Genomic DNA, 15,080 nt, shown 5'->3' with positions numbered 1-15,080 from the left:
AGTAGAAACATAAAAAATAGACCTGAGACTGTTATCGTTGTCTCAGGTCTTTCTTATTATGCAACTCTTTCAGCAGTATAAATACTACGTGTTTCCCACTCGCCAGTTTGTGGATTATAATCATCACATGTAATTAATGTTAATTGATCTTTTTTCTTTTTCTGTTCAGCTAACACACTAATTTCAGTAGGTTTTACGTCTTTAATCTTTGTGATTTTATATTTACGTGTTTCTTTGCCGACCTTAAAAGTGACTTTTGCACCTTTTTTTACTTTGTGTAAATTTGTAAATTGATAGTTGCCTGATGTATTTGTATGACCGGCAATCGCTATGTTTTGTTGATCTAATGATTCATCCTCTTCGGCTAAGCTGACACCTCTGTTTAATTGTTCAGGTGTTGCTTCACCAGGATAAACCGCTTCTTTAATATTCACACTTGGTATATCAATATACCCTACCAATTGTGATTTATCTTTAGGAACTTGCGGCACTTCTTTTTTCTCTTGTTTTTTTGAGGCTTGTTGTTTATCGTATTGTTCTATTTTCGCTTCATTTTCTTTACCAGCTATAAAGTGGTTGATTTGTGGTTTAAACACCATAAAGATGCCCGCTAAAATAAGTACGACACCCACTAATGTAAATAACCGTGATTTCCATTTACCCATTATAAACCTCCTAATTCAGTTCGACTCATGCTGTGAATTTCATTCATTATAACATGGTTTTCAATATTCATATAGAGCAATGCGCTCACTAGCAATCACAATAAAAATGTTATACAATTAATTAGATAACAAACTATTTTCAAGGAGAAAGACGATGTGGAATTTATTTAAAGGAATCGTTTTTATATTAGCACTTATCGGAACTTACAAAGTATGGCAAGAAGGCAATTATTTATCTAACTTCCTACATTTCTATGGTCAAATTTTTAATGGTACTTTCTTAAGTCAAATTCAACAATGGTCAGATAATCAACCTTTACTTCAAAACCTTGAATATTATACTGAACAACTTCCTTCACTAGATGAAATCAAAAATTTTCTACATTTAACATAAAATCATCATTTATAAAGCCTGTCACTTACTTTATAAATGATGATTTTATTTTATTGTTGCTTATGGTGTTTCAACTTCATAGATTCTTTATATGCTGCATCAGCACTTTGAAAATGCGGACTGCGAGGAATGACTTTATTTTCGACAGCTGTCTCATATGCGCCTAACTTTTGTGCTTCTGTTTTCTTCGGATCATTAAAGAATGCTTTTAATTGTTTTTCTGTTGTTATACCTTTGACTTTATATTTTTGTGTTGCTGCTGCCTTCGCATCATTCTGCATTTCAGCTTTAATCGTATACAAACCTGAACCCACTACTAACAAAAATAATAATGTACCGATGATTAAATTCTTCATCACTTCACCTCTAGGTATGAATTTCAAAAATATTATAAACCTAACCCTAGAACACACTCCACTTTAAACTTACTTGTTCACTAAATCTACTTATTTCATTTCTTTAAGATGCACCAAAAGTGAAAACTTTACCCTTTACATATAGTAATTGTACCTAGTATAATAAATATATCTTGCATTACATGAAAAAGGATGATTATTAATGTCACAAGTTTTATATATCACAGCACACCCATTAGATGAAATGGTTTCTAACTCAATGGCAGTTGGAAAAGCTTTTATTGATACTTACAAAGCAGAACACCCTGAAGATGAAGTCGTTCACATCGACTTATTTAAAGATGAAGTACCTGAAATCGATGCTGAAGTATTTTCAGGTTGGGGTAAATTACAATCTGGCGAAACATTAACAGATTCAGAACAACAAAAAGTTAACCGTTTAACTGAACTTGTAGATCAATTCGTAGCGGCAGATAAATATGTTTTCGTTACACCAATGTGGAACTTATCATTCCCTCCTGCAGTTAAACGTTATTTCGACGCAGTCGCAGTTGCTGGTAAAACATTCAAATACACTGCTGAAGGTCCACAAGGCTTATTAACAGATAAAGCAGCATTGCATATCCAATCACGTGGCGGCTACTACAGCGAAGGTCCAGCAGCTGACTTTGAATTAGGCGACCGTTATATCCGTACTATCCTAGCATTCATGGGTGTACCTGATATTAGTTTAATCGCAATTGAAGGTCACAATGCAGAACCAGAAAATGCAGAAGAAATTAAACTAAATGCGATTCAACAAGCAGAACAATTCGCAAAACAATTTTAATCATATAAAAACGGGCAACCTTAATGGCTGCCCGTTTTTTATTATTTATCTTCGTTTTTCTTTTCTAATTTTTCTTTTTGCTTTTTCGCTTGCTCTTTAGTTTCGTCTACTACGCGTCCTTGGATTGAACCTTTTTTCTCTTCAGCCATAATATAGCCTCCTTTAGTTATGTTTTATCTTATATCAACTAAACAAACGGTTGAATTTTATAACCGTACTTATTATATTACCCAAAAGAGAATTGAATCACACATATTTATGCTTTTTCATCTTCAAATTGCTCAAAATAATTTTCATCTAAGTGATTCAAATCTAGATGTTCAATCTGTAACGTTGTATGATGCAAGCCATACTTTGTTTTTAATAATTGCTCTAACTGGTTGATGATGCGATAAGCATCCTGGCTATCTTTACTATCTAATACCACATGTGCAGATAATGAATACTGATCAGAAGTTACACTCCATAAATGGAATTCATGCACATCTAAAACATGTTCTGCTTTTTTCATATCATCCATGATTTGATCGACATCTAAACCTTCTGGCACAGATTCCATTAAAATCATCCACGCATTTTTCAAGATTTTATAACCGCCATTTAATAACACAGCTGAAATGACAATACTTAAAATCGGGTCAATCATTTGAATACCAGTCAATTTAATTAAAATCACTGCTAAGATGACACCCACTGAATTTAATAAGTCACCAAAGAAATGCCATAATGCACTTTGAATATTGATATTTTCTTCAGATTTTAAAGAATGATACAGTAACCACGTTAATACAATATTAACGATTAAACCAATTACCGCAATCACTAACATTAGTCCACTTTCAATTTCTCTCGGGAAAATCATACGCATAATAGCTTCATAAAAAATCCACAGTGAAATCACTACAAGTGCCAGTCCGTTCAAGAAAGCAGCGATAACTTCGAACCTTAAAAACCCATAAGTAAAACGGTCAGTCGGCTGCCTGCTTGATAAATAAATTGCGACCATTGATAACCCCAGTGCTAAAACGTCACTGAGCATGTGGAAGGAGTCTGATAAAAGTGCCAGTGAGTTCGACACGATACCTCCTATAAATTCAACAAATGTAAAGAATAACGTAATAATTAAAGATAACCACAGTGTTTTCTTAGAACTTTGTTGAATTTTGCGATGTTCCACATGATGAAAATAATAGGTTCTAGAATAATTTCTCGCCATTATTTTCTTCTCCCCCTTCTTGCCATTGTTTCTTTTCTATCCATTGACAATATATCCCGTAATTAACTTTATACTTCTCACTAGTATATCAGTCTTTAATCGTGGTGTACGCCCCACAAAGCAGTTTCACATGTTTTAATAATACGTTTTAATACCGCAATACGCGCTGTTTTCTTATGATCAGCTGGCACAACATACCATGGTGCATTATGAGTATCGGTTTTTTGAATCATATCCGCACTGGCTTCTAAATATAAATCCCACTTTTCACGGTTGCGCCAATCCTCATCCGTAATCTTCCATTGTTTATCCGGATTTTCTTCTCTAGCTTTAAAACGTTCTAACTGAACATCTTTATCTAAGCTTAAGAAGAATTTTAACAGAATTGCTCCTTCATCTGTCCACATTTTTTCAAAGTCATTAATTTCATGATAAGCACGTTGCCATTCATCCGTTGTCGCAAAACCTTCTACACGTTCTACCAGTACACGGCCATACCAACTGCGGTCAAAAAGTTCAATATGTCCTGTTCGTGGCATATCTCGCGCAAAACGCCATAAGTATTGGTGTGCAAGTTCAACATCTGTAGGTGCACTAATCGCATTGACTTCATAACCCGTCGGATCAAGTTTCTCACGAATGCGTTTAATATTACCGCCTTTACCTGCCGCATCCATACCTTCAAACACTAAAATTAATGGAATTTTTCGTTCATATAACGCAAATTGAATTTCTAACATACGTGCTTGAAGTTTTTCTATTTGTGTTTTGTACTCTGATTTACTGACTTTTTCTAATGGATTATCGAAAACATCTGTTGTATACCCTTCAGTAAATAAACCATCACGTGTTTGAACACGTTCGTGATAAGCTTTAATCGCTTTTTTAAGGCGTTTGATAATGTGTTCATACATTAAAATAGTAGCCGCTTCTCCATCCGTATAATCAATAATCTTCCAATCTTTTTGAGTTGGATCTTGAAGAATTTCACGCATTTCTTCAAGATAAATATCATCCGGAATAACATTTTCGTATTCTTGTGCTTTCCATCTTGTAAGAGGATTTTCTTTCGTTTGTCTAATATGTTCTTGGCGTTTTTGTTCATCAATTTCAATATAAAATTTAATGATTTCGTATTGGTCGTTTTCAAGCATCGTTTCAAAACCATCAATTTGATCACGCAATACATGATAATCTTTGTACTGTAAATGCTTAATCCCATTTACTTTGTAATCAATATAGTGCGCATACCAGCTACGGAAATAAATATTAATATCTCCTTTGCCTGGTAATGTGTTCCAATACTTTTGTAAGAATTGGTAACGTAAATTTTCTGGTGTCGGTGATGCGGTCGCAATAAAGCTCGAGTATTTCGCATCCAAAGTTAATAATAATTCATTAGATAAACGTGTTTTCCCTGCTGCAGGTACACCCTCGAAAAGAATCATCACTGGAATTCCTAATTGATGTGTTGTTCTTGTTAACTCAGATGCTTCTAACTCTAGGTCTTTAATCTTAGTTGACATTATTCTCACCCCATTTTTAAACTTACTTATAAATTAACATTTTTTACGCTTGAAATGGACAAAGGAGTAAAATTCCACCAGAACAAAAGCTATGTAAAAAGCGACCTACTTTACCAGTAAGTCGCTATGATTCAAATTAGAAGTTGGCATCACTTAAAATTTTATCCATTGAAGCATCTACACTGCCTTCATACATTGGACCGAATTTCACTAAGTGTACTAATAATAAATAGAATTTATAGAATTCAATGCGTTGATACGCACCTTCATCTAAAGGATAAGCTTTATCATAAGCTTCATAGAATTCTTCAGAGAAACCACCGAATGTCGTTGTCGCTCCTAAATCGAATTCACGATCGCCATACATTGGAGCTGGATCAAAGAGTGCAGGTTCACCATTTTCTAAGAACATATAGTTGCCGCCCCATAAATCACCATGTAATAGCGATGGTTTACTTTTGTGATTGTCTAATGCATTCACAATCACTTGACGTACATTATCAAATTTATTCAATTGATCGACGTTCCACAATCCTTTTTCAACGACCACTTCTCTTAAATGATCCAATCTGCGATTCACAAAGATTTCTTTCCAAGAATCTGTCCATTCATTATTGAAAGAAATATCTCTGCCTTCATAAGGGTGGTCGTAACCAAAACGTTTGTCTGGATTATGGAAATCATGCAATTTTGCGACCAATTTACCCAGTTCTGCTTGGCTGCCTCGTGGTCCCTCTTCTAGCCAACTTAATACTAAATAAGCATCTCCATCAATTTCACCATTCGCAATCACACGCGGTGCAGTAACCTCCGCATACTCAAAATCTTTCAACCCTTCTGCTTCTGCCGCATAGAAGTCATAAGAAGTATTCGGTTGTACTAATAAGAAGAAAGTTTCATCATTTTCAGTATCAATACGATATGCATCATTCACGTCACCGCCTGCGACAGGTACAATATCTTTAATACCTGAAATCGGTAAATTTTGTTGCCATAACTTATCCATTATTTCTTCCCCCGTTCTAAAATGTCTCATACATAATATATACCACTTATCTTATAATTATAACTTGCTTTTATTAACCCTCTTCTTAGGAACATGACTTTTGTTTATTTCTTTTTACAATAGCGTGTTATTCAAAATAACAATCTTTTTTGCAGTTGCTTTTATGCTATACTAATGACAAATAATTGGAGGGTGAAATCCTAAATGAAAAAACTTCTACATCGTTGGTTTATTCAAGGTCTAAGTTATATGACCTTAGGCCTATTCGGTTCACTTATTATCGGTTTAATCTTACAAACTATCGGTAAACAAACTTTGTTTCCTGTTTTAAATTTACATTTTTTATCTGAAATCGGCACGGTAGCAATGGGCTTAACAGGTGCCGCAATCGGTGGCGCCATTGCCTATGGTTTAGGTGCACAACCTTTAGTTGTCTTTTCTTGTATCATCGTCGGTTCTCTCGGCTATGATAAGTTTGGCGGCGGTGCAGTAGGTGCCTTCGTTGCCACTTTAATCGCCACTGAATTAAGTCGTTTTTATGCAGCTAAAACGAAAATTGACATTATTATCTCACCATTACTTACTTTAATTGTCGGTGGTGCAGTGGCTAAATTTATTGGACCATTCTTAAATGACTTTATGGTGTCACTTGGTAAAATGATTATGCTTGCGACTGATCAACGTCCGCTTGTGATGGGTATCTTAGTCGCAGTGATTTTTGGTCTAGCTTTAACAGCACCGATTTCAAGTGCGGCTTTAGCTTTAATGCTAGATTTATCTGGTTTAGCCGCAGGTGCCGCAACAATCGGTTGTTGTGCACAAATGGTCGGTTTTGCGGTAACGAGCTATAAAGATAATGGCGTCGGCGGTATCATTTCAGTCGGTATCGGTACAAGTATGTTGCAAGTACCGAATATCTTAATGAACCCCGCAATACTTATTCCACCGACACTCGCAAGCGCAATTGTCGCTCCAATCATGACGACACTCTTCCCAATGACTAATAATGCGGCAGGTGCAGGGATGGGAACGAGCGGTTTTATTGGACAGATTATGACGATAAATACCATGGGTGCTTCACTTCACACTTGGATTTTAATCGGTGTTTTCCAAATTGCTTTACCTGCCATCGTCAGCTACTTGCTTTATAAAGTGTGTCGTAATGCAGGATGGATTAAAGATGGTGATCAGAAAATCCATATTGGTGACAAACGCACTTCAAATTCGTAAACACAATTAAATATACATCATAAAAATAACGTTCTATCCTGATTACTTGGATAGAACGTTATTTTGTATTTAAACTAACTTACTTAGGAAATTCAGTTATTCTGTTTCAACACCTAATTCAGATAAATAGCTGCGTCCGAATTCAGGCATTGGTACATTAAAGTTATCTGCGATTGTCGCACCGATAGAACTGAACGTTGTATCACCGCTAAGTTCATGTGCTTGATCTTTTAATTTAGGACTATAGAACAATACTGGAATATATTCACGCGTATGGTCTGTACCAGGCGCAATCGGATCATTACCATGATCTGCAGTAATAATGACTAAATCATCTTCTTGCAGATTTTCAAAGAGTTCTGGTAAACGTTCATCAAATTCTTTGATTGCTTGCGCGTAACCATCTTTATCACGACGATGGCCATATAACGCATCGAAATCAACTAAGTTTAAGAAACTGAGTCCAGTAAAGTCATGTTTAACAACTTCAACAAGTTGATCCATACCATCCATATTATTTTTTGTACGTACTGCTTTCGTTACACCTTCACCATCATATATATCATTGATTTTACCAATTGCGATGACATCGTAACCATTATCCTTTAATTCATTCATGACAGTACGACCAAATGGTTTCAATGCATAATCATGGCGATTTGACGTACGTGTGAAATTACCTGGTTCGCCCACATAAGGACGTGCAATAATACGTCCAATTAAATATTTAGGATCTTTCGTTAATTCACGGACCTTCTCGCAGATATCATAAAGTTCTTCTAAAGGAATGATATCTTCGTGTGCCGCAATTTGAAGTACAGGGTCAGCTGAAGTATAGACAATCAAATCACCTGTCTTCATTTGATGTTCGCCCCACTCATCAATAATCTGCGTACCAGAAGCTGGTCGGTTCGCGACTATTTTACGTCCTGTCATATCTTCAATTTCTTTAACTAGTTCATCTGGGAAACCTTCAGGATAAACTTTAAATGGCTGCATGATGTTTAAGCCCATAATTTCCCAATGACCTGTCATTGTATCTTTACCAACAGAAGCTTCGCTGAGTTTTGTATAAAAGGCTTCAGGATGTTCGACTTCATTAACAACTGGTAATTGATCAATATTACCTAATCCTAAACGTTCTAAATTCGGTAATTTTTGTTTAAATCCTTCTAATGTATGTTTTAAAGTGTGGCTGCCTTCATCGTTGAATGCGGCCGCATCTGGCCCTTCTCCGATACCTACAGAGTCCATCACAATTAAATGTACACGTTTAAATGGAGTTGTCATACTCATTCGCTCCTATCTTTCTTTATTTCAAATTTATTCAGTAATCACCGTATGAATCAATGTCGGTGCTTCACCTGTTTGCGCAATCGTAATATTATCATAGATTTTAGCTTTGACATCATCAATGGATTCCGTATTACTGTAAACTGTCATCAGGCTTTCGCCCTCTTCAACTTTGTCCCCGACTTTTTTATGCAGAACTAAGCCGACAGCTAAATCTATTTCATCTTCTTTTGTTTGGCGTCCTGCACCTAGCATCATAGACGCAATACCCATTTCGTTCGCCACAATCTCAGTGACAACACCGCTTGATTTGGCTGGAATGTTAATTTGGTATTTGGCTTGAGGTAATAATTCAGGATGGTCTACTACTTCTGTATTACCCCCTTGATTGCCTAAGAATGTGCGGAATTTATCTAAAGCTGCACCGCTATCAATAGCTTCTTGAAGTAACGTACGTGCTTCATCTAATGTTTCAGCTTTACCGCCGAGCACGACCATTTGAGAACCAAGCGTCATTACAAGTTCAGTTAGATCTTCTGGTCCTTCACCACGTAATGTATCGATTGCTTCTTTTAATTCAAGCGCATTACCAATCGCATTGCCGAGTGGTTGACTCATATCAGAAATAATCGCCATAGTTTGTCTGCCGACATCATTACCGATTTTAACCATCGCATGTGCCAATGCTTTCGCATCATCTAACGTCTTCATGAATGCGCCGTTACCTGTCTTAACATCTAAAACAATCGCATCGGCACCCGCCGCAATCTTCTTACTCATAATAGAAGATGCGATTAATGGGATAGAATTTACTGTACCTGTCACATCACGCAATGCATAAATCTTCTTATCGGCCGGTGTTAAGTTACCTGATTGTCCAATTACTGCTAATTTATCTTCATTTACAAGACGAATGAACTCATCTTCTGAGATTTCTACATGGAAGCCATCAACCGCTTCTAATTTATCGATAGTACCGCCTGTGTGTCCTAATCCACGTCCGCTCATCTTAGCAACTGGTACACCCACTGCCGCAACGAGTGGCGCAAGTACTAATGTCGTCGTATCTCCTACGCCGCCTGTAGAGTGTTTATCAACTTTAATCCCTTCGATTTTGGATAAATCAATCATATCTCCTGAATGTACCATTGCCATGGTTAAAGCAGCACGCTCTTCATCATTCATATCTTGGAAATAAATTGCCATCGCAAGACTCGACATTTGATAATCTGGGATGTCACCATTCGTATAGTGTTCGACCATCCAATTAATTTCTTCAGTCGTTAATGCCTTGCCGTCCCTTTTCTTATCGATTAAATCCACCATTCTCATAATACTGTCACTCCTTCAAGTATTCTCTTTCATCTGTGCTTTGTGACACTTGCTTACTTATATTTTACCATGAGAATACATCAAAACGAGAATGAAATGAATAGAGAATGAGTCAAAATCAAAAACAATTATTTGCGCCAAGAATATAAATAACACAATTTCACAAGCTTGTGAAACATAGATTAAACTGCGTATTTCTAGGGAAAGTAGGTGTATAATAAAGTAAATTAGAAATTGGAAGTGTTTAGGGTATGGCAAAAGTGAAAATGCGAGCAATCATCAATAAAAAATATGGCAAACATGCCAAAGCAGAATTAAAAGAAATCAAACGACCTAAAATTAAAGACAATCAAGTGCTTATTAAAATACATGCGGCAAGTGTCAATCCGGTCGATTTTAAAATTGCGCAAGGCGGTAAAATGCGCCTCTTCTTTAATTATAAAACACCTTATATTATGGGACATGATTTTGCGGGGGAAATCGTGGAAGTCGGCAAGCATATTTCTGCATTCCAAGTCGGTGACAATGTCTATGGCTTAAAAGCAGGTGCTTTCGCAGAATATATTACGGCTACGCAAAACCAAATTGCGGCAATGCCAAATCACTTAAGTTATGAAGAAGCTGCTTCTATTCCTATGGCAGGTTTAACTTCTTACCAAGCTTTAAATGACGTCATGCATTTAACCAAAGATCAAAAAGTTTTAATCCAAGCAGGCTCTGGGGGCGTTGGTTCTTTTGCGATTCAATTTGCGAAAGTATTAGGCGCTTACGTTGCGACAACAACCAGCAGTAAAAATCGTGAGCTTGTCAAAGATCTCGGTGCTGATAACATCATCGATTACCGTCGTCAAAACTTTACTGATAGTTTAACCAACTATGATGGTGTTTTTGATACGTTAGGCGGCGAAAACTTATTTTCAGCATTTAAGATTTTAAAACCTTTAGGTAAAGTGGTTTCTATCAGCGGCATTCCTGATGCGCAAACCGCGAAAGATTTGAAACTCTCTTTATGGAAACGTTTCTTATTAAAATTTGCGGCCCGTAAAGTTCATCGTGCAGCACGCCAACATCACGCTTCATATCACTTTATCTTTACACGTGACAGTCGTTCACAACTCAACAAAATCAGACAATTGATTGAATCAGGTAAAATCAAACCTGTGTTAGACTTAACTTTTGATTTTGAAGAAACAGATAAAGCTTTAGAATACATTCAACAAGGCCACGCAACTGGCAAAGTGGTCATTCGTATTTCAAGATGATTTGAAATACAAAAGCAAACATAAAAACACCACATCACTTTTATCACAAACCTCAACCTTTGCGATAGAAATGATGTGGTGTTTCTTTATATACTTCAAATAATTATAGTTTATTGAATTGAAATTTCAGCGTCTTCTTCTGCGTCAGCACCATTATCAATATAAACATAAGTTCTGAGCGTCAACGCATCTGTATCTTTTTGGAATTCATAATTCTCTAGTGGAAATTCAAATGGTTTCTCCACTGTTTGTGCCGCTTCAACGACTTGTTCACTATGAATTTCATAGACTTGTAAAACATTTTCCATTTCATCAAAGTCACTGTGTTCTGTTTCATTTTCTTTGTGTTCGATTAAAGATAATTTAATTTTAGAGATTTGTTGATCCGCATCTCCGCCTTTTAATACGACTTTACCTTTAATCAATTCATTAGCATCAAACACATCTTTTTCTAAACGTGTTTCTACTGTTAATGCACCTACACCTAATGATGTTAAGATTTTTTCAAACATAGTATGCCCTCCTTGAAATGTTGTGAAGTTTTATCCTCTCGACTTATTTATCTCTTCCCTAACTTTAAGTCGTTTAATTCAAAAACTGATTCATTAGATTTGAACAACAACTTTATCTTAAAAAAGAATTTCATCTCATGTCAATCTAAGCATATTGAAAAACAGACACATAGAAAAATTCATTCTAAGCGTCTGTTTTTTTAGTTCTAATATTTATACACTAACTGGAGTGATACCTTTAAAGTTTACTAAATCGTATGCACGTACAACTTCTTCTGTTGTCGGTTCGATTACACCTTCAAGTGGATATTCAAGTTCTAATGCTTCGTACTTATGCACACCAAGTTGATGATAAGGTAAGATTTCAAAGCGTTCTACATTCTCAAGTGAGTTAATAAATTCACCGAGTTTAATTAAATCTTCTTCATCATCAGTATAACCTGGTACAAGGACATGGCGAATCCAAACAGGTTGTTTTCGTTCTGACAACATCTTCGCAAATTTAATAATATGTTCATTAGGTTTACCTGTTAATGCGATATGTTTTTCATTATCAATATGTTTTAAATCGAGCAAAATCAAGTCAGTATACTCAAGCAAATTATCTAAATGGGAAAGAAATGCTTTTGTTTCATTCACACAGCCTGCCGAAGTATCAATGCATGTGTGAATATCTGCTTTTTTAAGCTCTTTAAATAATGCTTCTACAAATGGCATTTGAAGCAAAGGTTCGCCACCGCTGATTGTGACACCTCCGCCAGAGACAGTAAAGTAAGGACGATATGGAAGAATCTCATCCACTAATTCGTCAACTGTCGCTTTACGGGATGCGTCAGTCAAACCCCAAGTGTCAGGGTTATGACAGTACAGGCATCTTAACAAACATCCTTGCGTAAATATAATATAGCGAAGGCCTGGGCCGTCAACTGTCCCTAAACTTTCTACTGAGTGAATTCTTCCTTCCATAATAATCGTCCTTTCTTTTTGTTTCATGATCCATATTACTCTTATTTTTTATACGGCATACTTTTTATTCATAATAGGCATCAAGCCGCAATAAATGCGGCTTTTACCTTAATTACATTCTTTCGTGGAACGTTCTTGAGATAACATCTAGTTGTTGTTCTCTTGTTAATTTAATGAAGTTAACTGCGTATCCAGATACACGGATTGTTAATTGTGGATACTCTTCAGGATGTTCCATTGCGTCTAATAATGTGTCTCTGTTAAATACGTTGATATTTAAGTGGTGACCATGTTGCATTGCGTAACCATCTAATACAGAAACTAAGTTATGGTTTTGTTCCATATCTGTTTTACCTAATGATTTAGGTACGATACTGAATGTATTAGAGATACCATCTTTACAATATTCGTAAGGGATTTTCGCAACTGATGATAATGATGCTAATGCACCGTGTTCGTCACGTCCGTGCATTGGGTTAGCACCTGGTGCGAATGGTTCGCCTTCTTTACGTCCATCTGGTGTATTACCAGTTTTCTTACCATAAACAACGTTTGAAGTGATTGTTAAGACACTCATAGTATGTTCTGAATCACGGTAAGTTTTGTGTTTACGTAATTTTTTCATGAATGATTTTACTAATTCTACAGCGATATCGTCTACACGTTTATCGTTGTTACCATATTTAGGGAAGTCGCCAGTTGTTTCGAAATCTACTGCTAAGCCATCTTCGTTACGGATAGCGCGAACTTCACCGTATTTGATTGCTGATAATGAGTCTGCAGCTACTGATAAACCTGCGATACCTGTTGCCATTGTGCGCATAACATCTGTATCATGTAACGCCATTTCAATACGTTCGTAGCTGTATTTATCATGCATGTAATGGATGATGTTTAGAGAGTTGATATAAACGCCTGCTAACCATTCCATCATTTGATCGAATTTCGCATACACTTCATCGTAGTCTAAGATTTCTGAAGTTACTGGTACGAATTCTGGACCTACTTGTTTGCCTGATTTTTCATCTTTACCGCCGTTGATAGCGTAAAGTAAAGTTTTCGCTAAGTTAGCACGTGCACCGAAGAATTGCATTTGTTTACCGATACGCATTGCAGATACACAACATGCGATACCATAGTCATCGCCATAGCTTTCACGCATTAAGTCATCGTTTTCGTATTGGATCGCACTTGATTTGATACTCATTTCAGCACAGAAAGTTTTGAAGTTTTCTGGTAAACGTTGTGACCATAAAACTGTTAAGTTTGGTTCTGGAGCTGGTCCTAAGTTATCTAATGTGTGTAAGAAACGGAATGAGTTTTTAGTAACCATGTGACGTCCGTCAATACCTACACCACCGATTGATTCAGTTACCCAAGTTGGGTCTCCTGAGAATAATTCGTTGTAGTCAGGTGTTCTTGCAAATTTTACAAGACGTAATTTCATAATGAAGTGATCCACAATTTCTTGTACTTCACGTTCAGTGATGTCACCATTTTGTAAGTCACGTTCTGCATAGATGTCTAAGAATGTAGAAGTACGTCCTAAACTCATTGCAGCACCGTTTTGTTCTTTGATCGCTGCTAAGTATGCAAAGTATAACCATTGAACTGCTTCTTTGAAGTTTGTAGCTGGTTTGCTGATGTCATAACCATACATTTCAGCCATTGCTTTTAATTCATGTAATGCACGGTGTTGTTCAGATAATTCTTCACGTAAACGGATTGTTGCTTCGTCCATTTCAGTAGACATGTTATTGAAGTCTTTTACTTTTTCTTCAATTAAGTAGTCCACACCATATAATGCTACACGACGATAGTCACCGATAATACGTCCACGTCCGTATGCATCTGGTAAACCTGTGATGATACCTGCTTTACGGCAAGCTAACATTTCTTTAGAGTAAGCATCGAATACACCTTGGTTATGTGTTTTACGAATATCAGTAAAGATTTTTTCAGTTTCTTTATCTAATTCATAACCGTATGCTTCACAAGCTGCTTTCGCCATACGAATACCACCGAATGGTTGCATTGAACGTTTGAATGGTTTTTCAGTTTGAACACCTACGATTTGTTCAGTGTCTTTGTTTAAGTAGCCTGCATCATGTGAAACGATTGTTGATGCAACTTTAGTGTCCATATCCCACATGCCGCCACGATCGCGCTCTTCTTTAGATAATTCCATAACTTGTTTCCATAAATCACTTGTTGCACGTGTTGGTGATTCTAAGAATGATGAATCGCCATTGTACATTGTGTAGTTCAATTGAATAAAGTTTCTAACATCCACTTCTGAAGTCCATTTGCCAGTCTCAAATCCTGCCCATGCTGATTGTTTTCTTGATTTTGGTTCAATCATTGATATCCCTCCATGGATAATGTGTATTTTAGGTTTATTGTTTGTTCACCTTTTCACATACTATTATACCTTGACTTGTGAAATAAATCACTAAAATATGAAAACGTTTTAATAAACATGTGTCAAGGTTG

General features: G+C 36.3%; 14 protein-coding genes. 4 read left to right on the top strand and 10 right to left on the bottom strand.

Annotated elements, in window-relative coordinates; genetic code table 11:
- Nucleotides 1-56 precede the first annotated feature (56 nt).
- Complete coding sequence (srtA, locus tag HMPREF2603_RS00410; protein WP_023015493.1) at nucleotides 57-665, bottom strand: class A sortase SrtA; 609 nt, start codon at nucleotides 663-665, stop codon at nucleotides 57-59.
- Between the two features lie 154 nt (nucleotides 666-819).
- Here srtA and HMPREF2603_RS00405 point away from each other — a divergent pair, with 154 nt between their 5' ends.
- Entirely contained in the window at nucleotides 820-1,059 is a 240-nt protein-coding gene (locus tag HMPREF2603_RS00405) for a hypothetical protein (protein WP_002479842.1), read from the top strand.
- A 50-nt stretch (nucleotides 1,060-1,109) separates the two neighbouring features.
- Here the strand turns inward: HMPREF2603_RS00405 and HMPREF2603_RS00400 are convergent, their stop codons facing one another.
- Nucleotides 1,110-1,415, bottom strand: a complete 306-nt coding sequence (locus tag HMPREF2603_RS00400) for a hypothetical protein (RefSeq protein WP_002479843.1) — start codon at nucleotides 1,413-1,415, stop codon at nucleotides 1,110-1,112.
- Between the two features lie 202 nt (nucleotides 1,416-1,617).
- Between HMPREF2603_RS00400 and HMPREF2603_RS00395 the strand changes: the two genes are divergently transcribed.
- Complete coding sequence (locus tag HMPREF2603_RS00395; RefSeq protein WP_002479844.1) at nucleotides 1,618-2,244, top strand: FMN-dependent NADH-azoreductase; 627 nt, start codon at nucleotides 1,618-1,620, stop codon at nucleotides 2,242-2,244.
- 256 nt (nucleotides 2,245-2,500) lie between these two features.
- Here HMPREF2603_RS00395 and HMPREF2603_RS00390 read toward each other — a convergent pair whose 3' ends face one another.
- From HMPREF2603_RS00390 to HMPREF2603_RS00380, 3 genes are all read right to left on the bottom strand, one after another.
- Nucleotides 2,501-3,460, bottom strand: a complete 960-nt coding sequence (locus HMPREF2603_RS00390; protein ID WP_002479846.1) for a cation diffusion facilitator family transporter — start codon at nucleotides 3,458-3,460, stop codon at nucleotides 2,501-2,503.
- Between the two features lie 95 nt (nucleotides 3,461-3,555).
- On the bottom strand, nucleotides 3,556-4,986 hold the full coding sequence (locus HMPREF2603_RS00385; RefSeq protein ID WP_023015496.1) for a polyphosphate--AMP phosphotransferase: 1,431 nt from the start codon (nucleotides 4,984-4,986) through the stop codon (nucleotides 3,556-3,558).
- 136 nt (nucleotides 4,987-5,122) lie between these two features.
- Nucleotides 5,123-5,992 carry a fructosamine kinase family protein gene (locus tag HMPREF2603_RS00380; RefSeq protein ID WP_002479848.1) on the bottom strand — a complete coding sequence of 290 codons (870 nt, stop codon included), beginning with the start codon at nucleotides 5,990-5,992 and terminating at the stop codon, nucleotides 5,123-5,125.
- 204 nt (nucleotides 5,993-6,196) lie between these two features.
- Here HMPREF2603_RS00380 and HMPREF2603_RS00375 point away from each other — a divergent pair, with 204 nt between their 5' ends.
- Nucleotides 6,197-7,222 (top strand): PTS sugar transporter subunit IIC, encoded by a 1,026-nt coding sequence (locus HMPREF2603_RS00375; RefSeq protein ID WP_002479849.1) that lies wholly within the window; start codon nucleotides 6,197-6,199, stop codon nucleotides 7,220-7,222.
- Between the two features lie 96 nt (nucleotides 7,223-7,318).
- Here the strand turns inward: HMPREF2603_RS00375 and deoB are convergent, their stop codons facing one another.
- Nucleotides 7,319-8,512, bottom strand: a complete 1,194-nt coding sequence (deoB, locus tag HMPREF2603_RS00370; RefSeq protein ID WP_002479850.1) for a phosphopentomutase — start codon at nucleotides 8,510-8,512, stop codon at nucleotides 7,319-7,321.
- Between the two features lie 33 nt (nucleotides 8,513-8,545).
- On the bottom strand, nucleotides 8,546-9,847 hold the full coding sequence (locus HMPREF2603_RS00365; RefSeq protein ID WP_060803571.1) for a pyrimidine-nucleoside phosphorylase: 1,302 nt from the start codon (nucleotides 9,845-9,847) through the stop codon (nucleotides 8,546-8,548).
- Between the two features lie 266 nt (nucleotides 9,848-10,113).
- On the opposite strand from HMPREF2603_RS00365, the gene HMPREF2603_RS00360 reads away from it, so the two are divergent.
- Nucleotides 10,114-11,109 carry an NADP-dependent oxidoreductase gene (locus tag HMPREF2603_RS00360; RefSeq protein WP_031262648.1) on the top strand — a complete coding sequence of 332 codons (996 nt, stop codon included), beginning with the start codon at nucleotides 10,114-10,116 and terminating at the stop codon, nucleotides 11,107-11,109.
- Nucleotides 11,110-11,219: 110 nt separating this feature from the next.
- Here the strand turns inward: HMPREF2603_RS00360 and HMPREF2603_RS00355 are convergent, their stop codons facing one another.
- The 3 genes from HMPREF2603_RS00355 to pflB form a co-directional block, all read right to left on the bottom strand.
- Entirely contained in the window at nucleotides 11,220-11,621 is a 402-nt protein-coding gene (locus tag HMPREF2603_RS00355) for a sporulation protein (protein WP_002479853.1), read from the bottom strand.
- A 213-nt stretch (nucleotides 11,622-11,834) separates the two neighbouring features.
- Nucleotides 11,835-12,590, bottom strand: coding sequence for a pyruvate formate-lyase-activating protein (pflA, locus tag HMPREF2603_RS00350; RefSeq protein ID WP_057510118.1), 756 nt, complete (start codon nucleotides 12,588-12,590; stop codon nucleotides 11,835-11,837).
- Nucleotides 12,591-12,699: 109 nt separating this feature from the next.
- On the bottom strand, nucleotides 12,700-14,949 hold the full coding sequence (pflB, locus tag HMPREF2603_RS00345; protein WP_002479855.1) for a formate C-acetyltransferase: 2,250 nt from the start codon (nucleotides 14,947-14,949) through the stop codon (nucleotides 12,700-12,702).
- Nucleotides 14,950-15,080 lie beyond the last annotated feature (131 nt).

Origin of the sequence: Staphylococcus sp. HMSC055C03, assembly GCF_001809385.1 — a bacterium.
GTDB lineage: Bacteria > Bacillota > Bacilli > Staphylococcales > Staphylococcaceae > Staphylococcus > Staphylococcus simulans.
This window is presented reverse-complemented; position numbering and strand designations above follow the sequence as displayed.